Here is a 21,782-nt window from a genome sequence, read left to right as displayed (position 1 = left end):
AATGGTCAGTATCTTTTCTAAGATCATCCGAGGTGAGATTCCCTCGAAAAAAGTGTTCGAAAACGAGCGGATTCTCGCGATTGAAGATATCGCACCTGCAGCTCCTGTGCACATTCTGATCATGCCAAAAAAGGAGATCACCTGTCTGCATGAGGTGAAAGAAGAAGACCTCCCTCTCATTGCTGAGATTGTCCAAGTGGCGCAGAAGCTTGCAAAAGAGTTTAAAATCGAGGATGGCTACAGGCTTCTTACGAATAGTGGAGCGGATGCCGGCCAGACTGTCTTTCATCTCCACTTCCACTTATTAGGTGGAGAGCGCATGTCCCATTTTGGAGTGGGGTGATATTGCAATGAGGGCACTTCTCTCTGTTGTGTGTTTCGCCATTCCGTGCTTGCTCATCGCATACGATCCCGATCTAGGCACGCCCGAAGAGGCGGGCCGGAGAGTCTCTGCCCATCTTCTTTTGCGCGATCCCTACTCGGCAGTTGAAGAGGCAAAGCGCGGCAAGCTCCTCTTTCCTGAATCCAAGATGCTCCAGATTTCCCTGATTCGCGCACTTTGTGAAAAGGGGGATGAGATCGATGCGATCGAAGAGTGGAAAAGAGCGACGACCCAGTTTGGCATGAAGCCCGATGAGAGATTTATGCTGGAGATGCTCGCTTGGGGAGTGCTCAACAAGGGGGACACCTCGTCTCAGCCGATGGTGAAGTTTAGCTCTCTTCTGGGAGCCTGTGCGACGCGCGATGCTAAAGCGGTTCCTCTGCTATTAAAAGAGCTGCGCAGCACAAACTCCTGGCTACGTGCCATGACCGTGCGACTTGCAGCGGCTTTTGGAGATGCGCCTCTTCGAGATGAGCTCCTTCGTATGCTTAAAGAGGAGAAGGTCTGGTATGTGCGACTTGAGGTGATTAAGGCGGTGGGGCAGCTGAATATTGCCGCTGCGCAAGAGCTATTAAAAGAGCTTATCGCCAATCCGAGGACGTTAATCGAGGAGCGCGGCTACGCGATGCTTGCTCTTGTCAATATGTATGAGAAGGTGGAGAAGGCCGATCTCGATCAGCTACTGCGGAGCAAAAGAGCTGGCCTTAGAGAGCTCGCCTGTCAGATTATCGCCCACCTAGAGCTTCACGAGCGCATCGAGGATCTCTTTCCTCTTTTGAATGACACCTCATTTGAGGTCAGGCTTGCCGCTCTCAACTGTTTAGGGCTCCTTGATCTGCGCGGCTCTCCAAAGCCGATCCTTGAGATCATTACACCCTCTCTCAACGACTCTACACCCCAGGTTGCAATCACAGCGGCATGGGTGGCGCTCGTAAATGGAGAGAAGGTGGGAGAGGAGCGCCTCAGAGCGTGGATTCAGGAGCGCGATCCGCAGATGCGGCGCCTCGCGTCCGCTGCTGTTGCCTTCTCTGGTGTGCAGGGACTGGGGATTGCAAAAGATCTAATCAGACAGAGCAGCGATCCCTACGTGCAGGTCAATCTGGCTATGGGGCTTATCGGGCTTAGGCAGGAGACGAAGCAGGCGTGCGACGTGCTCTACTCCCTTTTTGCAAAAGAGCAGAAGGAGCTCTGGATGTGGGATAACCACCTCAATCCTCTCTTTCGCACTCTCAGCCCTTCTAGAGTTAGCCACATCGAACACATCCCGCACTACCCGATGGTTGTCGACCAGCTTGTGAAGCTCGATCTTCTCTCGGTGCTCAGCATCATGCGCTATCCCAAAGCTGTCGACGCGGTAAAAGGATTTTTGAAAAATCAGACTTGGGGAGTGAGTGGAGCGGCAGCTGCCACTCTGATAGAAGAGGGGAGTGATGAGTGTTTAACCCTTGTCGAAGCGCTGCTTGAAGACTCCGATCCGAAGATCCGTATGCAGGCGGCCTTCATCATGGCCATCCTGGGCGGAGAGAGCTCTGCCATCAAGGTGCTGCAAGAGATCTACCCGCGGATGAACCGCGAGATGAAGCTCTATATATTAGAGGCGATAGGCCACGTCGGAGACCGCAGCTCTATCCCTTTCCTTCTTGAGATTCTGAAGGAGCCGTTCCAGGTTCAGCGCCTTGTAGCGGCCTCAGCTCTGATTCAGTGCTTGTATCACTGACATCTAAAAGTTCTTTTGTGATCTCGTCGATCGCCAAGTTTGCTACGCGTTCTCTTAGAAGTTGTTTCTTGTCGCGAGTCTCAAGAAAAACGGGAAAACGCAGCGGGACCTGTAAAGATGCAGAGAGTCCGCGATCGTGCACCAGAAGTGGAGCTGCAATTGGATCGATCGTGCAGAGAGCGCTTGGGTCTCTCGCCGCTCTAGAGACGTTTGTATGGATATCACCCTTCAGATAGGGGTTGATTACGATCGCACGGAAGTAGGCTGCATGAACCTTTGCGATCAGCATGTTCTCACGTGTTGCAATAACTTGAGTGCGCAATTTTAAGTCTGCCTCAAGTTCATTGTGATTCGCAATCGGTTGAGCTGCAGCGTTTTCAACTTTTTGAGTTAATTGGAGCTGCTCTTGGAAGAGCTTATCATGGCGCTCGGTCCAGTAGAGGGCCCTAGCGATAACAGGAGCTAGCGTTTCAAGTTTGCCAGATCGAAACTCTAGCGGTGCAGAAACTTTCATTTGGGCTATGGCGACATAGCAATCTGTTTTTAGTTTCTCATGAACTCCGCACTCTACCTCAGCCATTCTCTTTTCTGCTGCAGCGAGCTGATAGAAGAAGCCAGCTCCTTTAGTGTAGATATCTTCCGCATAGATCAGTGCCAACATGCCAACGAGGGGTATATAGACGGGCTCCAAAAGCCCTGCGAGGATTGTCGCTGCAACAGCAGCAATAATATAAATAACTTGAACGGCGAGACCAGCCCAGTTGTAGGTCGACTCCCACCAGAGGTGGTCGAGATTGGGCAGAAGCTCAACGTAACGGTTAAATGTGGGTGTAGCCATTACGCCTGCACCTCCACCGCCTTTAGAATCGCCAGAGTGGTCTTCTTCTACGCGTTTAAAATCTAAATTTAGATTTCTAGCGGTTGGGTCCAATGCAGGAGTCGCTGTAGCCATGATTAACCTCTATTAAAGTCGTTATATAATAATGAAAAATCGGTTAAAAATACACGTCTAACTTTTGTGTGTGAGTAAAAACTTTACTGCCTCTCTCTTCATGCGGAGCAGGATGCTGGATAGTCCGTGCGAGCGACCAGGGGTGAGGGCAGTCTGAATACCGAGCTCTTCGAGAAAAGTGGGTGGGCAGCCGATTACTGCCTCTGGCGGTTCCATATGATAGGCGGCGAGTAGTAAGGCGACGAGGCCTGCTGAGATCAGCGCTTCGGATGAGGCGTAAAAAAATAGTTTATTTTCTTTCAGCTCGACGTGGAGGAAGACCTGGCTCTGACAGCCAGCGACGAGATTCTCCTCTCTCTTCCACTCTTCTGGAAAGGAGGGGAGCGCGCGGCCCATCTCAATGATTTTTTGATACTTCTCTTCAGCCGTTTTGCAGCTTGAAAAAAGTTTTTTAATCTCGCTCTGCTTTGTTAAACAGGATTGAAAGGTCTCGTTCATGCAAGTATTATACCTTGCGTCAACAATAATCAACAATGGGGGAAGGAAGAAGACCGGGCGCGGGCACGCACACGGGCGCGTTCACGAAAGAGAGCGAAGAGTGAGATCTATTAAATCTTTCTTTAATCGTAAACGTGCCCGCGTGCGTGCCCGCGCCCGATCTTCTCTTGCGCTTGCTTCTTCTCAAGATGCTTGACTTAAATAGCTGGAATCCAGTTTCATCTTTGCAATACGCGTATTTTAAGAATTATTTTTGTATGCCCAAAGAAGACACAATTAAAATTGACGGGAAGATCGAAGAGCTTCTTCCTAATATGACCTTCCGAGTCGTCCTGGAAAACGGGATGACGGTCTTGGCGCATCTGTGCGGAAAAATGCGTATGCGAAATATTCGCGTCCTTGTTGGAGACGTCGTTACTGTGGAAATGTCTCCTTACGATTTGACAAAAGCGCGCATTATTTATCGCCAGAAGTAGCTGGATTGGAAAATTTTTTAGGCCCTAGGAATATTCGCCTTGATTTTATTTTCTTTGGCGACTAATCTTGGCAGCTTTCAATGACAATTTAATGTTTTGCATTGCTTCGAAGTTGGTAAACAGACTCTAGGACAGGCCCCGAAGGATAGCAAATTTAGGTGCACAGCAGAAGATGGAGTTAAGCCGTAAACGCCCAGATAGCTCAGTGGTAGAGCACTTGCATGGTAAGCAAAAGGTCGTAGGTTCGATTCCTATTCTGGGCAAAGGCGTAACGCTTAAGTGTTTTTATTCACTCTTTTAACTACAGACAGGATCCCTAACGGAGGATGCTATAATGGCAAAAGAAACGTTCCAAAGGAATAAACCGCACGTCAATATCGGAACCATCGGTCACGTCGACCATGGTAAAACCTCCCTTACTGCGGCAATTACAAAAGTATTAGCGGAAGGCGGAAAAGCAAAATACCGCGACTACGCATCGATCGACAACACGCCTGAAGAAAAAGCGCGTGGTATTACAATCAACGCCAGCCACGTGGAATACGAGACAGAGAAGCGTCACTACGCTCACGTAGACTGCCCTGGCCACGCCGACTATGTTAAAAACATGATCACAGGTGCCGCTCAGATGGACGGCGCTATTCTCGTGGTTGCTGCAACAGACGGCGCGATGCCTCAAACGAAAGAGCACATCCTCTTGGCTCGCCAAGTAGGCGTTCCTGCTATCGTTGTCTTCTTGAACAAGATGGACATGATCGGCAAGGGCGACGAAGAGCTCGTTGAGCTCGTAGAAATGGAGCTCACAGAGCTTCTCGAGTCTCGCGGCTACAAAGATGTACCTATCATCCGCGGTTCTGCTTTAAAAGCTCTCGAAGGTGATGCGAAGTATGTTGAGTCTATTAAAGAACTGATGAAAGTTGTGGATGAAAAGATCCCAACTCCAACTCGTGAAACAGACAAGCCATTCCTGATGCCAGTTGAGGACGTCTTCTCTATTTCTGGTCGTGGAACAGTAGCGACAGGTAGAGTTGAGCGCGGTATCGTAAAAGTTAACGATAAGCTCCAACTCGTCGGAATTCGCGAAACACGAGACACTGTTGTTACAGGTCTTGAGATGTTCAACAAGCTTCTCGACGAAGCTCGTGCTGGTGAGAACGTCGGTATTCTTCTCCGTGGTCTTGAGAAGAACGACATCGAGCGCGGAATGGTGCTCGTAGCTCCAGGAACATGCAAGCCGCACACTAAGTTTAAAGGGACGATCTACGTTCTGAATAAAGAAGAGGGCGGTCGCCACAAGCCATTCTTCACCGGATACCGTCCGCAATTCTACTTCCGTACAACTGACGTTACAGGAACAGTCACTCTGCCAGAAGGCGTAGAGATGGTGATGCCAGGTGACAACGTTGAGCTGATCGGTGAACTGATTCACCCGATCGCGATGGAAGAAGGAATGCGTTTTGCGATTCGCGAAGGCGGCAGAACAATTGGTGCTGGTACAGTTACCAAGATTCTGCAGTAAGCAGCTGAGATATTTCTTCGCGGTCGTAAAGGCCGCGAAGAGATTTAACAAGCTGTGCGCTTGTGGGTGTGTAGCTCAGTTGGTAGAGCAGCGGTCTCCAAAGCCGCTGGTCGGGGGTTCGAGTCCCTCCGCACTCGTTTTAGGTGAGTGAAGATAGTAGGGTAAAATTAAGTAGTGAACGATGATTGATACAGAATTTCAAGAGACCACAGTGAAGTCAGAGACAACCCGGTCTAAAATTGTATCGGTAGTTCGCGAGTTCAAAGAAGAACTCAAGAAAGTAAGCTGGACAACAAGAGAAGAGCTCAAGTTCTTTACAAAGATTGTTCTTCTTACAACCTTTTCTTTTGGACTTGGTATTTACGTAGTGGATCTCGTTATTAAGGGAAGTCTGCAATTAGTTAGTCGAGTAGCTCACTTGATTTTCGGGTAAAGAGGAAGAGAAATGCATAAATGGTATGTGGTCCAGGTCGTCTCCGGTCAAGAGAAGCGCGTGAAAAAGGCGCTGGAGGAGAACCGTGAGTCAAAGGGGATGGCGGAACTAGTAGAAGAGGTTCTCGTTCCTACAGAAAACGTCTCTGAAGTGAAGGGCGGCCAGCAGAAAGTTAGCGAAAAGAAGCTCTGGCCCGGCTACATCCTCGTTAAGCTGAATTTGACAGATGACTCTTGGATGTATGTAAAGAACACAAATGGTGTTTTAGAGTTTTTAGGAGGCGAGAAGCCCTCTCCTCTCGCTCAGCATGAGGTCGATCAGATCCTGCAAGAGCTCGAAGAGAAGAAGAAGGGCGTCGTTTCTAAACATAATATCGCCCCAGGCGACAAAGTTAAGATTACAGACGGCGTATTCGTCAACTTCATCGGCGTTGTAAGCGAGATCTTCCTCGACAAAGGAAGACTCAGCGTAATGGTCTCAATTTTCGGAAGAGAGACACGAGTTGATGATTTAGAATTTTGGCAGGTAGAACTGGTTCCTGCAGAAACAGAAGTGAGTTAATAAGGAAAGAGTAAAATGGCAAAAAAACTCGTAAAAACGATCAAACTGCAGATTCCAGCAGGAAAAGCCAACCCGGCCCCACCAATCGGTCCAGCATTGGGCGGCGCAGGTATTAACATTATGGCTTTCTGCAAAGATTTCAATGCTAAGACACAGGACAAGGCAGGAGATATTCTCCCTGTCATCATCTCCGTTTATGCGGACAAGTCCTTTACCTTTGTCACCAAACAGCCTCCAGTCTCCAGGATGATTTTAAAAGCCTGCGGACTCGAGTCGGGTTCTAAGGTGCCTAACCGCGATAAAGTTGGAAAGCTGACTAAATCGCAAGTTAGACAGATCGCTAAACAAAAATACCAGGACATGCGCGTTACTTCTGAAGAGGCAGCGATGCAGCTAGTCATGGGAACAGCTCGTTCGATGGGTGTAGACATAGTAGAAGGTTAAACATGGCGCATAAAAGCAAGCGATTAAAACAGATAGCTAAACTCGTAGAAGTCGAAAAGACCTACAACCTCGATGAGGCTATTGAAGTACTAAAGAAGTGTCCAGGAGTGAAATTCGACCAATCGGTTGAAATTTCATTAAAAACTGGAATCGATATCCGCAAGTCTGATCAGCAAGTACGCGGAACAGTCTCACTGCCTAACGGCACTGGTAAAAAGACAGTTCTCGTTGTTATTGCGCGCGGAGACAAAATTAAAGAAGCACTAGATGCTGGTGCTGACTTTGCAGGGCATGATGAGCTCGTAGAGAAGATCAAGAACGGTTGGACCGATTTTGATGCACTAATCTCTACTCCAGACATGATGCGCGAAGTAGGAAAGCTGGGTAAGGTGCTTGGGCCGCGTGGGTTGATGCCAACACCTAAGGCCGGAACTGTTACTGCCGACGTAGCTAAAGCTGTGGTTGAAGCTAAAGCCGGCAAGATCGAGTTTAAGAGCGATAAACACGGTGTGGTCAACTCACTCGTGGGAAAACTCTCATTCTCGACTGATAAGTTAAAAGAGAACGCGCTCGCACTGCTGACGGCTATCTCGAGAGCGAAGCCGCCAACAGCAAAGGGCCATTATCTCAAATCCCTGTCGCTTGCCTCAACGATGGGACCTGGTTTGAAGATCGATCTAAATTCAATTTCAGAGATTTGAAAGGCTAAGGCGATATGAGACCAGAAAAACAACTGCTTCTAGATGAAATTAAACAGAAGATCGACAGCTCTAAAGCTTTCGTTCTAACAAAGTATAGCCGTTTGAGCCCAAACGTATCTGCTCATTTTAGGCAGTCGCTTGGTAAGTCAGGTGGTAGCTTTGAAGTCGTACGCAAACGCATTCTAATAAAAGCTGCACAGGCCGCTGGGATTAGTTTGGATGGTGAGACTCTCAAAGGTCATATCGGGGTTGTCTTTGCAGATGCTGACGTTGTGCAAACAACAAAAGCTTTCTACGAGTTCTCGAAAGAGAATGCAGAGGTATTTCAAGTTCTCGGTGGACAATTTGAAGGGAAGATCGTTTCTGCTAAAGATGTAGAGCAGATTTCGAAGCTCCCATCTCAACTCGAGATGCGCGCGCAATTCCTAGCTACACTGGAAGCTCCATTAGGTCAGACTCTTGCCGTTATGCAGGCACTTCTGACAAGTGTTATTTATTGCGTAGAAAACAAGAGTCAAAGCAGCTCATAAATTTATTTTTTTTAATCAAGTGAGGTAATTCCGTGAGTACACAAAACGTAGAACAACTGGTAGAAGCTCTAAGCCAACTCAGCGTGTTGGATATGTCAAAACTGAAAGCAGCTTTAGAAGACAAGTGGGGCGTAAAAGCCGCTGCTGCTGCTGCACCGATGATGGTTGCTGCTGCACCTCAAGCTGCTGCAGGCGCTGCTGCTTCTGAGTCAACTGAATTCAAAGTGACTCTCGAAGAGACTCCAGCTGACAAGAAGATCGGCGTAATTAAAGTCGTTCGCGAAGCTACAGGTCTTGGACTGAAAGAAGCGAAAGATCTCGTCGACGGCGCTCCAAAAGTTCTCAAAGAGAGCTGTGCGAAAGCTGAAGCTGAAGAGATCTCTAAGAAAGTTGCAGCTGCTGGCGGAAAAGTAACGCTAACTGGTCTGTAATTACTTAGTTTTTAGAGAAGTTAATGGGTGAGTAGGAGCACTTTGCTCTCCTACTCACTTGTGTATTTAAAAATTTGCAGTTTGATCTTTTTGGTGAGTCACTACTTAGGAGCCATATCGATGTTAAAAAGGCCCCCTCAACGGGTAAGTTCTAAAGCTACGGAAGAGATCATTGATCTTCCTAACCTGATTGAAGTACAGATTAAATCCTACCATCAGTTCTTGCAGGCGCATCTGCTGCCGCATGAGCGTTTAAATGTAGGGCTTCAAGAAGTTTTTACAGAGATCTTCCCTATCAAGTCCTATGACGAGAAGACGATTTTAGAGTTTCTCGCTTATAGCCTAGGTGTTCCTAAATACACCCCAGAAGAGTGTATCCGTCGCGGAATCACTTTCAACGTCACACTCAAAGTCAAATTTCGGCTTACAGATGAGACGGGTATTAAAGAGGAAGAGGTCTATATGGGAACTATTCCCGTAATGACCGACAAGGGTACCTTTATCATCAACGGAGCTGAACGTGTAATCGTATCTCAGCTGCACCGTTCTCCTGGTATCGCTTTTGAGCAAGAGCGTCATCCGAAAGGAATGATGATCTACTCCTTTAGAATTATCCCTTATCGCGGAAGCTGGCTTGAAGGCGCGTTTGACACTAATGATCTTATTTACATCTATATCGATCGCAAAAAACGCAGACGCAAGATTCTTGCTACCTCGTTTATCCGTACTCTTGGTTACTCATCAGATGCAGATATTATTGAAGAGTTTTTTAGCACAGTTAAGGTCAAGATCCGTTCCGATAAAGACTTTCCTAAGCTGGTCGGAAAAATTCTCGCAGAAGATGTCGTCGACGAAGAGAGCGGCGTAGTCTATGGAAAGGCTTCTGAGAAGCTGACAACAGCAATGCTTAAGCGCATGCTCGATGCGTCGGTTGCCGCTGTTCGTATCGCTGAAGATGCTGATGAGACTAGCCCTGTTATTAAGATGCTTGCAAAAGATACGACAGACTCCTACGAGTCGGCTCTAAAAGAGTTCTACAGGAAGATCCGCCCAGGCGAGCCTGCAACTCTATCTAACGCAAGATCTGCAATTATGAGACTCTTCTTCGATCCTAAACGTTACAATTTAGGACGCGTAGGAAGATATAAATTGAATCGAAAACTCGGACTCGAAACTTCTGACGAAGAGCTAGCAAACGTCACTCTGCGTAAAGAAGATGTTATCGGCGCGATCAAGTACCTGATTCGCTTAAAGAAAGGCGATGAGGCAGCAAACGTCGATGACATTGATCATTTGGGCAATAGACGTGTACGTTCTGTTGGAGAGCTTATCCAGAACCAGTGCCGTATCGGCCTTGCGAGAATGGAGAAGATTATTAAAGAGAGAGTCAACCTATTCGACTTCTCTTCCGATACTCTGACTCCAGGCAAGATCGTCTCTGCGAAGGGACTTGCTGGCGTTCTGAAAGACTTCTTCGGCCGCTCTCAACTCTCTCAGTTCATGGACCAGGCCAACCCAATTGCCGAGCTGACGCACAAACGCCGTCTCTCTTCTCTCGGGCCAGGCGGTCTTAACAGAGAAAGAGCTGGATTTGAAGTGCGCGACGTTCATCCTAGCCACTATGGAAGGATCTGCCCGATTGAGACCCCAGAAGGTCCAAACATCGGTCTTATCACCTCTCTCTCTGCGTTCGCTAAGATTAACGAGTTCGGCTTCATCGAGACCCCTTATCGCATGGTTCGTGACGGGGTTGTCATCGATGAGATCGAGTATATGACAGCTGACCAAGAGGAGAACTGTGTGATCGCTCAGGCCTCTGCGCCTCTTGACGAACATAACATGTTTGTCGAGCCGATCTGCTGGGCACGCTTTAAAGGCGAGTCGTTAAAGATCGAGACTGAAAAAGTGACGCACATGGACGTCTCTCCAAAGCAGCTCGTATCGATTGTAACGGGTCTAATTCCCTTCCTCGAGCACGATGATGCGAACCGCGCGCTGATGGGATCGAACATGCAAAGGCAAGCAGTGCCTCTACTCATCACTGATGCGCCGATTGTAGGAACAGGTCTTGAGCTGCGCTCAGCGCGCGACTCCGGAGCTGTTGTCGTTGCGGAAGAGAATGGAGTTGTAGAGTATGTCGACGGCTACAAGATCGTCGTCGCATCTGCTGCTAACCCGCTCAATAAGAAGACCTATGTTTTAAGAAAGTTCCTTCGCTCCAACTCAGGAAGCTGCATCAACCAGACGCCGCTCTGCTCAGTAGGAGACAAGGTAAAAGCAGGGGATGTCATCGCGGACGGACCTTCTACAGATAAAGGAGAGATCGCTCTCGGTAAGAACGTGCTTGTGGCATTCATGCCCTGGTGCGGTTACAACTACGAGGATGCGATCCTTATCTCTGAGAAGCTGCTGAGAGAGGACTACTACACCTCTATCTACCTCGAAGAGTTTGAACTTACTGCACGTGATACTAAGCTCGGCAAAGAGGAGATCACACGCGATATTCCTAACGTTTCGGAAGAGGCGCTTGCTAACCTAGGCGAAGATGGGATTATCCGCATCGGCGCTGAGGTGAAGACAGGGGATATTCTCGTTGGAAAGATCACACCGAAATCTGAGACAGAACTTGCTCCTGAAGAGCGTCTTCTCAGAGCGATCTTCGGCGAGAAAGCAGCTGATGTTAAAGATGCTTCTCTTACAGTTCCTCCAGGAACTGCCGGCGTTGTAATGGATGTTAAAGTCTTCAGCCGTAGAGATCGTCTCTCTAAAACGGATGACGAGCTCGTTGAAGAGGCGAGCCGCGTGAAGGATATCCACCACGACTACAAAGCAAAAGAAGCTGAACTGCTAATCGAGTTCCACGAGAAGCTCGGAGCTCTTCTCCTCGGAGAGGTCTCTCCTGGCCACATCATGCATCGCAAGACTGGAGAGGTCCTCATTAAGTCTGGCGAGACGATTACTCAGGATATGATCGAAACTCTTGAGAGTGAGAAAGCAGAAGACCTGCTCATGTCAGATCATGAAGTGTACAATACGCTTAAAGCTCTGCTCCGTGAGTATGATGTCGCACTGCAGACATTGCAGTCTCAGCACAAGACAGAAGTTGAATTTACCCGAAAAGGGGATATCGAGCTCGATCCTGGCGTCATCCGCCAAGTGAAGGTCTATATCGCTTCGAAGCGTAAGCTCGAAGTGGGCGATAAGATGGCAGGACGCCACGGTAACAAGGGCGTTGTTTCCAAAATTGTCCCCGAAGGCGATATGCCATACTTATCAAACGGGCAGTCGATCGAGATGATTTTGAATCCTCTCGGCGTACCTTCTCGTATGAATATGGGTCAGCTTCTCGAGACGCACCTAGGTTTTGCAGCTAGAAAGGCTGGAATCTATGTGAAGAGCTCGGTGTTTGAAGGCTTCCCAGAGTCGCGCATCTGGCAGATGATGCGTGAACAGAACCTTCCAGCTGATGGAAAGATGTTCCTCTATGACGGAAGATCAGGCGAGCGCTTTGATAACCGCGTCGTCGTTGGATACATTTACATGCTCAAACTGAGCCACCTTGTCGCAGACAAGATCCACGCTCGTTCGATTGGACCCTACTCCCTTGTTACCCAGCAGCCGCTCGGTGGTAAGGCTCAGATGGGGGGACAGCGATTCGGGGAGATGGAGGTGTGGGCGCTCGAGGCTTATGGAGCAGCGCATCTTCTCCAAGAGATGCTAACGGTTAAGTCGGACGATGTCGCCGGCCGTACCCGCATCTACGAGTCGATTGTGAAAGGGGATAACATCTTGTGTGCTGGAACACCTGAATCTTTCAACGTACTTGTGAAAGAGATGCAGGGTCTGTGCTTAGATGTACGTCCAGAGCACGCAAAGAAAGATTAAAAGAGCTGTCTGCAGGGCGGATGTCCTGCAGACACACTTTAAGCCCGATTGGGTAAAAAAAAGTTCAATTTTAGGGGATGTTCATGGCAGAAGAAGAGTTTAAAACGTCTCAGTTCGACCAGCTCACCATTAAGATCGCTTCCGAAGATGTGATACGCAATGAGTGGTCGCGAGGTGAGATCAAGAAACCGGAGACCATCAACTACCGCACATTTAAACCTGAAAAAGGCGGGCTGTTCTGCGAAAAGATTTTCGGTCCTACACGCGACTGGGAGTGTGCTTGCGGAAAATACAAGAAGATTAAACACAAGGGCATTGTCTGCGACAGATGCGGCGTCGAGGTAACACTCTCTAAAGTTAGACGCGAGAGAATGGCTCACATCGAGCTCGCAGTTCCTGTTGTGCATATCTGGTTCTTTAAAACGATGCCTTCTCGCATCGGCAATATTCTCGGTATGACCACGAGCGATCTCGAGCGCGTCATCTACTACGAAGAGTATGTCGTTGTCGATCCAGGTCGTACGACTCTGGAGAGAAAGCAGCTTCTGAACGATGCTGAATACCGCGAAGCTCAAGAGAAGTGGGGCACAGATGCCTTTGTCGCAAAAATGGGCGGCGAGGCTGTAAGCCAACTTCTTGAAAAAGAAGATTTGGACGCTCTCGTTACGGATCTGAAAGACAAGCTGCGCAAGACCAAGTCTATGCAAGCGCGGATGAAGCTCGCAAAGAGACTGAAGATTGTAGAGGGATTTACCTCATCTCCTAACCGTCCAGACTGGATGGTTATCGCTGCAGTTCCGGTCATTCCACCAGATCTACGTCCTCTCGTTCCCCTAGATGGCGGGCGTTTTGCGACCTCGGATCTGAATGATCTCTATCGCCGCGTAATCAACCGTAACAATCGTCTAAAATCGATCTTGAAGCTCAAAACTCCTGATGTGATTGTGCGCAACGAAAAGCGCATGCTCCAGGAAGCTGTCGATGCTCTCTTCGATAACGGTCGTCACGGGCACCCTGTAATGGGCGCAGGTAACAGACCTCTTAAAGCTCTTTCAGAGATGTTGAAAGGTAAGCAGGGTCGTTTCCGTCAGAATCTACTCGGTAAGCGCGTAGACTATTCTGGCCGCTCTGTAATTATCGTCGGTCCTGAGCTGAAGTTTAACCAGTGCGGTCTGCCAAAGCAGATGGCTCTTGAGCTTTTTGAACCGTTTATTGTTAAGCGTCTTAAAGATCTCGGTTACGTCTACACAATTCGCTCTGCGAAGAAGATGATTCAGAGACAGGCCCCAGAGGTATGGGACGTTCTTGATGAGATCATTAAGGGACATCCGGTTCTTCTAAACCGAGCTCCAACACTTCACAGACTGGGTATCCAGGCTTTCGAACCTGTTCTGATCGAGGGACGAGCGCTCCGCATTCACCCTCTCGTTTGTACGGCCTTTAACGCCGACTTCGACGGTGACCAGATGGCGGTTCACGTGCCTCTATCTATTGAAGCACAGCTAGAAGCTAAACTACTGATGATGGCGCCAGATAATATCTTCCTGCCTTCATCAGGTAAGCCAGCAGCAGTGCCTTCGCAGGATATGATCTTGGGTCTCTACTACCTGATGTACGATCCAACCTATGTCCCAGAAGAGCATGGCCAGAAGACAAAAATCTTTAGAAATGCGGAAGAGGTTCTCCTCTCTCTCCACTCGGGCGGAAGCTATAACCGTTTTGAGAAGGGAATAAAAGAGGGAGAGAGACGCGACGAGTTAGGCAGAGGTCTTCGCATTCATGAGAAGATCAAGTTGAAGCTCGAGAGCGGCATTATTGAGACAACCCCAGGGCGCGTTCTTTTCAATACCATTGTTCCTAAAGAGCTCGGCTTCCAGAACTACTCTCTTCGCAAGAAGAAGATGAGTGAACTGGTACTCGAAACTTATAAGAAAGTGGGTCTTGAAGCGACTGTTCGTTTCCTTGACAATCTCAAAAACCTAGGCTTCGCGGAATCGACAAAAGCTGCTCTCTCAATGGGAGTCTGCGACGTTCGAATTCCTGCAAACAAAGCGAAAGTTATTGAAGCTGCCTATGCGAAAATTGAGCTGGTCAAGCGCCAGTACGAAGATGGTATCATCACAGATGGCGAGCGCAAATCTAAGATCATCAGCGTCTGGACGGAAGTTTCGGATGTTCTTTCAGAGGAGCTATTTAAGCTGATCTCTGAGCCGAAGGCTGCGGAGTTAAACCCGCTCTTCCTGATGATGGATTCTGGTGCCCGCGGTACAAAAACGCAGGTTAAGCAGCTTGGAGCGCTTCGCGGTCTGATGGCTAAGCCGTCAGGGGAGATTATCGAATCTCCGATTACAGCGAGCTTCCGAGAAGGCTTGCGCGTTCTTGAGTACTTCATCTCCTCGCACGGTGCTCGTAAGGGTCTTGCCGATACCGCTCTTAAAACAGCTGACTCTGGCTACTTGACTCGAAGACTTGTCGACGTTGCACAGGATGTGATCGTAACAGAAGCAGATTGCGGAACTCTCAGTGGTATCGAAGTAGCTGCAATTAAGCAGGGCCAGGAAGAGCTTCTTCCAATTAAAGATAGAATCTTTGGACGTACAGTCTGCGACGATCTCTATCAGCCCGGCGATAGCAAGAAGATGCTCGCAAAAGCTGGCGATGTAATCACAGTTCGCCAAGCTGAAGCGATCGATGATGCGGGAATTGAGTCGGTGAGAATCCGCTCAGCTCTCACTTGCGAATCTAGACGCGGCGTCTGCACCAAGTGCTACGGCATTAACCTCGCTGTCGGCTCTGTAGTTGGTCTGGGTGAAGCGGTGGGTATCATCGCTGCTCAGTCGATTGGAGAACCTGGAACGCAGCTCACGATGAGAACGTTCCACTTGGGAGGTATCGCTTCTGCAAACGTAAGCCCAGAGCTTATTGTCGAGCAAGAGGGTATCCTCATCTACATGAATCTGCGCGTTGTGCAGAACGAAGAGGGCGCATGGCTTGTACTCAACAAGAACGGCACTCTCCACATCGTTCGCGATGAGGGACGCAGCTTAGATGAGTATAAGAAGCTTCTCAGCACGAAGTCGATCGAGCCTCTACAGACCTTTACCGTTGAACTCGGCACGAAGATTCTTCTGACCGACGGCGCTAAGGTGAAGAAGGGTGTTAAGATCGCCCTTTGGGAGCAGCATAACGTTCCAATTATTTGCGAACGCCCAGGTTATGTAAAATATGAAGATCTTGTTGAAGGGATCTCGACCCAGCGCGATGTGAACAAGCAGACCGGTCAGACCGAGCTGGTTGTGAAGCAGCACCGTGGAGAGCTCCATCCTCAGATCGTCATCTACGCAGATCCTGAATGCACAGAGCTCGTTGGAACCTATGGAATTCCTTCAGGAGCCTTCATTTCGGTTCAAGAGGGGCAGTATGTTTCAGCAGGTATGCTGTTGGCAAGACTCCCTCGCGGCGCGATTAAGACAAAGGACATCACCGGGGGTCTTCCTCGTGTGGCTGAACTCTTTGAAGCTCGCAAACCTAAAGATGCGGCAGAAATTGCCAAAATCGATGGCGTTGTCGACTTCCGCGGCATCCAGAAGAACAAGCGTATTGTCGTTGTTCGAGATGAGGAGACGGGAATGGAAGAGGAGCACCTCATTCCGCTCACAAAGCACCTTATCATCCAGCGCGGCGACCACGTTGTGAAAGGCCAGCAGTTGACCGATGGTCTTGTTGTTCCTCACGAGATTCTGGAAATTTGCGGAGTTCGAGAGCTTCAGAAGTATCTCGTTAACCAGGTGCAAGAGGTCTATCGCCTACAGGGTGTGGACATCAACGATAAGCACATCGAGATCATCGTTCGCCAGATGCTCCAGAAAGTCCGTGTTACCGATCCGGGCGATACTACCTTCCTGTATGGTGAAGATGTGGATAAGAAGAACTTCCACAACCAGAACAGAAAAGTTATCGAAGAGGGTGGAAGACCGTCACAAGCGGCACCAGTTCTCCTCGGTATCACCAAGGCTTCTCTTGGAACCGACTCGTTCGTCTCTGCGGCATCGTTCCAAGAGACAACACGTGTTCTTACAGAAGCTGCGACAGAAGGTAAGACCGACTACCTGCTCGACTTTAAAGCTAACCTAATCATGGGACACATGATTCCTGGCGGTACCGGCTTCTGGGAGTACCAGAACCGCGTCAAGAAGAACGTCGACCGCGATGTGGAAGAGCGCCTGGAGTTTGCTTTCGAAGACTAAAAACACTCTTCGATTCAGAGCAAAAAGCCCTTTCGATCTAGCGATCGAAAGGGCTTTTTTTTATAATCAAGGATCGGGAAAAGAGGAGGGGAAGAAGATCGGGCGCGGGCACGCACACGGGCACGTTCACGAAAGAGGGGGCGGGAAAAGAGGAGGGAAGGAAGATAGAATTCTTTCCTTTCCTTCGTGAACGTGCCCGTGTGCGTGCCCGCGCCCGATCTCCCTTTTCTTTAAACGCAGTTTTGTTGGTAGAACTCGGCGAGGAGGCCTAAACCGACGTAAGATACGATCATTGCAAGCGAGAAGCCCGCACCCACTTGGAGAGAGAGCTTAAATCCCAGTAGCGCCACAACCGCTACTGCAGCAAAGATAGCGGCAAGAAGGGGAAGAGCGACTCTGATCGCTCTCAGGACTGGGCTGTCTCTTAGGTGGCCTTGAAGCGCGATATCTGTAAGAATTTGTACAAAGTAGAAGGTGGCTCCGAAGATAGCACCTGGAATGACTGCAACAGAAGTAAATAGAGAGGTGGTGGCTGCGCCTACAAGCGTTCCTACTGCGGCGTGAACAGCCACTGGGTTTTGACGATAAAATTCATTGTTGAGAGCGAATGCCATTGTAATCTTCCTTTTTTAAAGCATCTGTTCGATGAGTTTTTCGAGCTTCACGATATCCTTGCTAAAGTTGCGAATGCCCTCTGCGAGCTTGTCGTTGGCCATCGCATTCTCATTAAACATCCAGCGGAAGGTCTTCTCATCCATCTCGATCTTGTCGATGTTCATTTTTTTCGAAGCTTCGGCATCGAGTTTTCTGTTGATGGTGCCCTCAGCCTTCTGAAGCTCTTCTAAAAGCTTTGGAGCGATGGTAAGCAGGTCGCAGCCGGCTAGTTCGATGATCTCATCGACGTTGCGGAAGCTAGCCCCCATGATCTGAGTTTTTACACCCATCTTTTTATAATAGTTGTAGATCTGTTGTACGGAGAGAACGCCTGGGTCTTCTGCAGGAGGGTAGGACTCCTTTCCCTCGTGTTTTTTATACCAGTCGAGGATTCGGCCGACGAAAGGGGAGATAAGGGTCGCTTTCGCATCTGCACAGCCGATCGCCTGTGGAAGGCTAAACATCAGGGTCATATTGCAGTGGATGCCCTCTTTCTCCAGCTCAGCACAAGCTTGGATCCCTTCCCAAGTGGAGGCGAGCTTAATAAGAACGCGTTTGCGATCGATTCCCGCAGCTTCGTACAATTTAATGAGCGTTCTCGCTTTTTCAACGCTTCCTTTCACATCAAAAGAGAGGCGAGCATCGACCTCTGTTGAAACTCGTCCAGGGACGATTTTTAGAATTTCAAGACCAAAGTTGACAAAGACCTTATCGAGCACGAGTCTCTTCTGCTCATCTCGCGTTTTGCCGAGCTTCTTTCCATAGGCAACTGCGTCCTTTAGAAGTGGCTGATACTCAGCCATGGAGGCGGCAGCGAAGATGAGGGAGGGGTTTGTGGTGGCATCGGTGGGGTGGTATTTTTTGATCTCTCCAAATTCGCCAGTATCTGAAACGACGACGGTCATCTTCTTGAGCTGCTCTAACTTGTTCATAGTGGCCTCCAAATATTTCCCTTCATTGTGCCAAAAACTCCTCAAAAATCAAAGCTTTCAAAACGGGTGGATAGTTCCTGTAGGCGCGAGGGGTGCTGCATCTTCTCGAAATTTTTTGAAAATCCTTCGGGTTCAATAGTTGCTATGTAACCGGGAATTTGAAAAGTAATAGAGTGTCCATTTTCAAGAGTTGCAAGGATGAATGGGTAGATCGATTCGGGGAGAAGGAGTCTCTGGCCCCCAGAGCGCCGATGGGCGAGAATCACCTGTTTTCTATTTTTTGTAGCGATTCTTACAAGGGCTTTCTGGGTGTCGCCTTCGTAGGCTGGAACTGCTTCAGAATGAACATTTAAATAGATGCGTATCTTTTCACTCGTGGAGAGGAGTTCGAATCCAATTCCATTGATCTTATCTTTTGCAGGATAGCTGAGTTTTGTAGAGCTAAAAGGTGCGCTTCCACTTCTCACGCTATTTAGCGCCCAATTATCCTCTTTTGCACATGCAGTCGCAAAGAGGAGGCCTAGAAGCAGAAAGAAGGTATAGCAACATCTAGTGGTGATGGTGCTTGTGGTGTTCATGGTCTTTGTGATGACGAGAGACAAGAACGAGAGTCACAACAGCGATGATCACAGCACCAGCTGCAATGGCATACTTGCTCCACTTCTTTGGATTGTACTTGTTTTCGGGAGGGAGCTTGCTGACCCGTTTAGGTCCGCGTATGGTTTCGCCCTCGGGGCTGGTAGCAGCATAACTTGTGTTAGACAAGAGAAGAGTGCAGGCGATAAAAGTAGAGATAAAACCTCTGCCCATGAAAAACCTCAGTTAAAAAGTTCTTGTTGCGTCTCAAGGAGAAAAGCGAGCTGGCCGTAAGGGCCCCATTCGCTCGTCTCATTCGCGATGCGCTGTTGAAAGGGGATCCACACCTCTTTTTGGAAGGTCTGGTCTGTAAAATGTGTTTCGGATGAAGAGAACTTCTCTCGACTATCATTCCACTGCTTGCGAAGTTGATTTTTTGCAAGAATGCACGCCTCTTTTTTAGAGGGATCCTGCAGGGAGTCCAAAAGGTCATCAACGAGGCGGACGGAGCGAAAGGTCTTTTCAAAATCCTTGTAGTAGTCGAAGAACTCCTCTTTGGAAACAGCGGCAGTAAGTGTATAGGCCTTCTTGTCTCTTAAGAGGATGAGTTGCAAAAGTCTCGCTTCGCCGTTTTTTGCTTTAGTGTCTAGTGAGGTGAGGTGGGCTTGTCCTGCCAAAGTTGAAAAGGAGCCCAAGTCTCTCCATCTTCTTCCTGGCTCTTTTTCGTGGAGGGCTTTAACAGATTTTAAATACTCTCCAATTTCGACCTCGACGCCATCTTCGATAGAGAGATTTAAAGAGGGGCGAAAATTTTTACGGAGCTCTCCGATGAAGCCGACGACGACGCGTGGGGAGAGGTAGGTTGGATCAGCAAACTCCCACTTTTCTGGTGGAGTAAAAAGGCAGTGAGCGGAATAGGCGTTAACAGAGAGAAGAAGAGCTGCAAAAACAAAGCCAATTTGCTTAAGCATAATTTAGTGGCACTGGCCTTTGGAGCTGTCGGAGTGGTTGTGGCCCGATTTGCTCTGATGGAGGACTGCAGCTAGGACTGCGATTCCGGCAACGAGACCTACACCCCAGCCAAACATTGAAAGGGAGATAGCCGAGTAGCCGCCATCTTCAGCCCCGGCTCCTTGACGATAAAGGGCGTCTGTATTTTTTTGGTGTTGAGTAAGTGGATCGGTGGAGTATAGAGGGTGCATGGTGAGGAGAAGGACCAGCAGTGTTGCGATAGACTTTTTCATCATCCAGCCAGTAGTGTGTGAGTTGAGTGTTTAGATAAGCTTTATGTCACAAGCTGGGACTTTCGTGCAATTTTTTCTTGCTTTTCTGAAATTGCATTGAAAAATATGCGAGTGCGGGCAATAAGTTATGGCGAAGATCGATAATTTTTTTAATCTTGGGATGATCCATGAAGGGTATAGAATCCGGTAAAGAGAAGGTGAAGAAGATCTGCGATGCTCTTAGAAAAGAGACTCTTGAGCCAGCATTACTAGAAGCGGAAGAGATCGTTCTTAGAGCGCGAGAAGAGGCTGAGAAGATTATTGCTCATGCCAAGAAACAAGCCTCTCTTCTTTTAGATGAAGGGAAAGAGAAGCTTGTACGCGAGCAGGCGACTTTTCAATCAGCTTTAAATCAGGCTAGCAAGCAGACCTTGCAGTTTCTAAGACAGACCATCGAAGAGAAGCTCTTCAATCGCGAGCTGTCACACCAGCTCTCCAAACCCCTGCAAAATCCTCAAGTGCTTGCAAATCTTATCTCTGCAGTCATCAAGGCGATAGAGAAAGAGGGTAAAGAGACCGACCTCTCCGCTTTCATCGCTTCTTCTATTCCTGCAAAGGAGGTCAACGCTCTACTCGCAAAAGAGATTTTAGAGAGGTTGAAGGAGAAGAGCGTTCTCATCTCCCAAATTGGTGGGGGTGTTGAGGTGAAACTTAAAAAAGAGAACATCACCCTTGATCTGTCCGATACAGCACTATATGAGTTGATTGCGGGCTACATTCGGAAAGATTTCCGAGAGACTTTTTTTGAAGGCGTTTCTGGACACAAGAAATAGCGTATGGGAAATTACTACTTTGTAGCAGCCTCTCTTCCTCCTCTCGTTTTAGGTGAGAAGCCTGAGGTTACCTTTGAAGAGCTTAAAGCCAGGCTCGAGATCAATCTCTCTAAAGAGGATCTCGAGAAGACTGTCGTGTTAAGACGAATTGTCGATCTTCAAAACATCCGCTCGCTGCTGCTTGAGGAGCCGATCGATTTACGGGGGAATCTAGATGAGCAGGAGCTGGATGAAGCTCTTCTTATTCACAATATTCTTCCCTCTTACGTTTTTGATTTTCTCGATCAGTATGAGACCGTAACGGAGCGGCTTAAGCACTTTTTTGGGCTCCTCTCAAAGTTTTTTGCTGAAGAGACGCCCAAGCAGAAGGGTTTTCTTCGCAAGTATTTAGCTTTTGAACACGACTGGAGGCTTGTGATGGCAGCTCTGCGTGCAAAGGAGCTAGGTCGGGACATTGTCCATGAGTTGCAGTTTGAAGATTTCTCAAACACCCTTGCAGCGCAGATACTCGCTCAGAAGGATGCTCCCGTTTATGAGCCTCCTGTAGAGTGGCAAGAGCTTAAGGAGCTGATTCTATCGTGCGGCCCAGATCCCTGGCAGAGGTATAAAGTATTTGCGACTTGGCGCTTCAAGAAGATTGAAGAGATGGTCGAGCGTCCACTTTTTTCAATCGACTGGATTTTAGCCTATATGGCGCAGCTAATGATTGTTGAGCATTGGAATGAGCTCGACGAAGTTAGAGGAAAGATGATTCTGGAATCACTTAAAACTGGATAATAGGTTCATAG

General features: G+C 48.5%; 22 protein-coding genes and 2 tRNA genes. 16 read left to right on the top strand and 8 right to left on the bottom strand.

The genetic code is table 11. The features are described 5' to 3' along the window. Position 1 precedes the first annotated feature (1 nt). Complete coding sequence (locus tag HYX48_06265) at positions 2 to 343, top strand: histidine triad nucleotide-binding protein (protein MBI2743503.1); 342 nt, start codon at positions 2 to 4, stop codon at positions 341 to 343. 7 nt (positions 344 to 350) lie between these two features. Continuing rightward, positions 351 to 2,099, top strand: a complete 1,749-nt coding sequence (locus tag HYX48_06260; protein MBI2743502.1) for a HEAT repeat domain-containing protein — start codon at positions 351 to 353, stop codon at positions 2,097 to 2,099. On the opposite strand, the gene HYX48_06255 is transcribed toward HYX48_06260, so the two are convergent. Together HYX48_06255 and HYX48_06250 are read right to left on the bottom strand one after the other, a co-directional pair. Continuing rightward, positions 2,008 to 3,051: a hypothetical protein gene (locus tag HYX48_06255; GenBank protein ID MBI2743501.1), complete on the bottom strand. Its 1,044-nt coding sequence runs from the start codon at positions 3,049 to 3,051 to the stop codon at positions 2,008 to 2,010. The genes HYX48_06260 and HYX48_06255 overlap by 92 nt on opposite strands. Before the next feature lie 57 nt (positions 3,052 to 3,108). Continuing rightward, positions 3,109 to 3,549: a SufE family protein gene (locus HYX48_06250; protein ID MBI2743500.1), complete on the bottom strand. Its 441-nt coding sequence runs from the start codon at positions 3,547 to 3,549 to the stop codon at positions 3,109 to 3,111. A gap of 257 nt (positions 3,550 to 3,806) precedes the next feature. On the opposite strand from HYX48_06250, the gene infA reads away from it, so the two are divergent. The 12 genes from infA to rpoC all read left to right on the top strand — a co-directional run bounded on the left by infA (position 3,807) and on the right by rpoC (position 16,776). Next, a complete protein-coding gene (gene infA, locus HYX48_06245) occupies positions 3,807 to 4,025 on the top strand; it encodes a translation initiation factor IF-1 (protein MBI2743499.1) in 219 nt (72 codons plus the stop codon). Between the two features lie 191 nt (positions 4,026 to 4,216). Continuing rightward, positions 4,217 to 4,288, top strand: a tRNA-Thr gene (locus HYX48_06240). Between the two features lie 71 nt (positions 4,289 to 4,359). Then, entirely contained in the window at positions 4,360 to 5,544 is a 1,185-nt protein-coding gene (tuf, locus tag HYX48_06235; protein MBI2743498.1) for an elongation factor Tu, read from the top strand. Positions 5,545 to 5,608: 64 nt separating this feature from the next. Continuing rightward, positions 5,609 to 5,681 (top strand) — tRNA-Trp (locus HYX48_06230). A gap of 44 nt (positions 5,682 to 5,725) precedes the next feature. Continuing rightward, positions 5,726 to 5,977, top strand: coding sequence for a preprotein translocase subunit SecE (gene secE / locus HYX48_06225; protein MBI2743497.1), 252 nt, complete (start codon positions 5,726 to 5,728; stop codon positions 5,975 to 5,977). A gap of 12 nt (positions 5,978 to 5,989) precedes the next feature. Beyond that, the gene (gene nusG, locus HYX48_06220; GenBank protein ID MBI2743496.1) at positions 5,990 to 6,538 is read left to right on the top strand and encodes a transcription termination/antitermination protein NusG; all 549 of its coding nucleotides are present in this window, start codon (positions 5,990 to 5,992) and stop codon (positions 6,536 to 6,538) included. Between the two features lie 15 nt (positions 6,539 to 6,553). Next, complete coding sequence (gene rplK, locus HYX48_06215) at positions 6,554 to 6,982, top strand: 50S ribosomal protein L11 (GenBank protein ID MBI2743495.1); 429 nt, start codon at positions 6,554 to 6,556, stop codon at positions 6,980 to 6,982. Between the two features lie 2 nt (positions 6,983 to 6,984). Beyond that, on the top strand, positions 6,985 to 7,683 hold the full coding sequence (locus HYX48_06210; protein ID MBI2743494.1) for a 50S ribosomal protein L1: 699 nt from the start codon (positions 6,985 to 6,987) through the stop codon (positions 7,681 to 7,683). A gap of 14 nt (positions 7,684 to 7,697) precedes the next feature. Then, positions 7,698 to 8,213 carry a 50S ribosomal protein L10 gene (locus HYX48_06205; GenBank protein MBI2743493.1) on the top strand — a complete coding sequence of 172 codons (516 nt, stop codon included), beginning with the start codon at positions 7,698 to 7,700 and terminating at the stop codon, positions 8,211 to 8,213. 32 nt (positions 8,214 to 8,245) lie between these two features. Continuing rightward, positions 8,246 to 8,644 (top strand): 50S ribosomal protein L7/L12, encoded by a 399-nt coding sequence (gene rplL / locus HYX48_06200; protein MBI2743492.1) that lies wholly within the window; start codon positions 8,246 to 8,248, stop codon positions 8,642 to 8,644. A 120-nt stretch (positions 8,645 to 8,764) separates the two neighbouring features. Then, a complete protein-coding gene (gene rpoB, locus HYX48_06195) occupies positions 8,765 to 12,529 on the top strand; it encodes a DNA-directed RNA polymerase subunit beta (protein ID MBI2743491.1) in 3,765 nt (1,254 codons plus the stop codon). Between the two features lie 77 nt (positions 12,530 to 12,606). Then, entirely contained in the window at positions 12,607 to 16,776 is a 4,170-nt protein-coding gene (rpoC, locus tag HYX48_06190; GenBank protein MBI2743490.1) for a DNA-directed RNA polymerase subunit beta', read from the top strand. Between the two features lie 230 nt (positions 16,777 to 17,006). On the opposite strand, the gene HYX48_06185 is transcribed toward rpoC, so the two are convergent. The 6 genes from HYX48_06185 to HYX48_06160 are packed head-to-tail and all read right to left on the bottom strand — an operon-like array spanning position 17,007 to position 20,185. Continuing rightward, the gene (locus HYX48_06185) at positions 17,007 to 17,390 is read right to left on the bottom strand and encodes a hypothetical protein (GenBank protein ID MBI2743489.1); all 384 of its coding nucleotides are present in this window, start codon (positions 17,388 to 17,390) and stop codon (positions 17,007 to 17,009) included. Positions 17,391 to 17,405: 15 nt separating this feature from the next. Next, positions 17,406 to 18,362: a transaldolase gene (gene tal / locus HYX48_06180; protein MBI2743488.1), complete on the bottom strand. Its 957-nt coding sequence runs from the start codon at positions 18,360 to 18,362 to the stop codon at positions 17,406 to 17,408. A 41-nt stretch (positions 18,363 to 18,403) separates the two neighbouring features. Beyond that, complete coding sequence (locus HYX48_06175; GenBank protein ID MBI2743487.1) at positions 18,404 to 18,940, bottom strand: hypothetical protein; 537 nt, start codon at positions 18,938 to 18,940, stop codon at positions 18,404 to 18,406. Beyond that, the gene (locus HYX48_06170) at positions 18,912 to 19,172 is read right to left on the bottom strand and encodes a hypothetical protein (protein MBI2743486.1); all 261 of its coding nucleotides are present in this window, start codon (positions 19,170 to 19,172) and stop codon (positions 18,912 to 18,914) included. The genes HYX48_06175 and HYX48_06170 overlap by 29 nt, the downstream gene beginning before the upstream one ends. Positions 19,173 to 19,180: 8 nt before the next feature. Continuing rightward, entirely contained in the window at positions 19,181 to 19,909 is a 729-nt protein-coding gene (locus HYX48_06165) for a hypothetical protein (GenBank protein MBI2743485.1), read from the bottom strand. Positions 19,910 to 19,912: 3 nt separating this feature from the next. Then, positions 19,913 to 20,185, bottom strand: coding sequence for a hypothetical protein (locus tag HYX48_06160; GenBank protein MBI2743484.1), 273 nt, complete (start codon positions 20,183 to 20,185; stop codon positions 19,913 to 19,915). A gap of 164 nt (positions 20,186 to 20,349) precedes the next feature. Here HYX48_06160 and HYX48_06155 point away from each other — a divergent pair, with 164 nt between their 5' ends. Then, entirely contained in the window at positions 20,350 to 20,994 is a 645-nt protein-coding gene (locus HYX48_06155) for a V-type ATP synthase subunit E (protein MBI2743483.1), read from the top strand. Positions 20,995 to 20,997: 3 nt separating this feature from the next. Next, positions 20,998 to 21,771 carry a DUF2764 family protein gene (locus HYX48_06150; protein ID MBI2743482.1) on the top strand — a complete coding sequence of 258 codons (774 nt, stop codon included), beginning with the start codon at positions 20,998 to 21,000 and terminating at the stop codon, positions 21,769 to 21,771. Positions 21,772 to 21,782 lie beyond the last annotated feature (11 nt).

It is taken from the genome of Chlamydiales bacterium, assembly GCA_016185065.1.
In the GTDB taxonomy this organism is placed as follows: Bacteria; Chlamydiota; Chlamydiia; order Chlamydiales; family Rhabdochlamydiaceae.
This window is presented reverse-complemented; position numbering and strand designations above follow the sequence as displayed.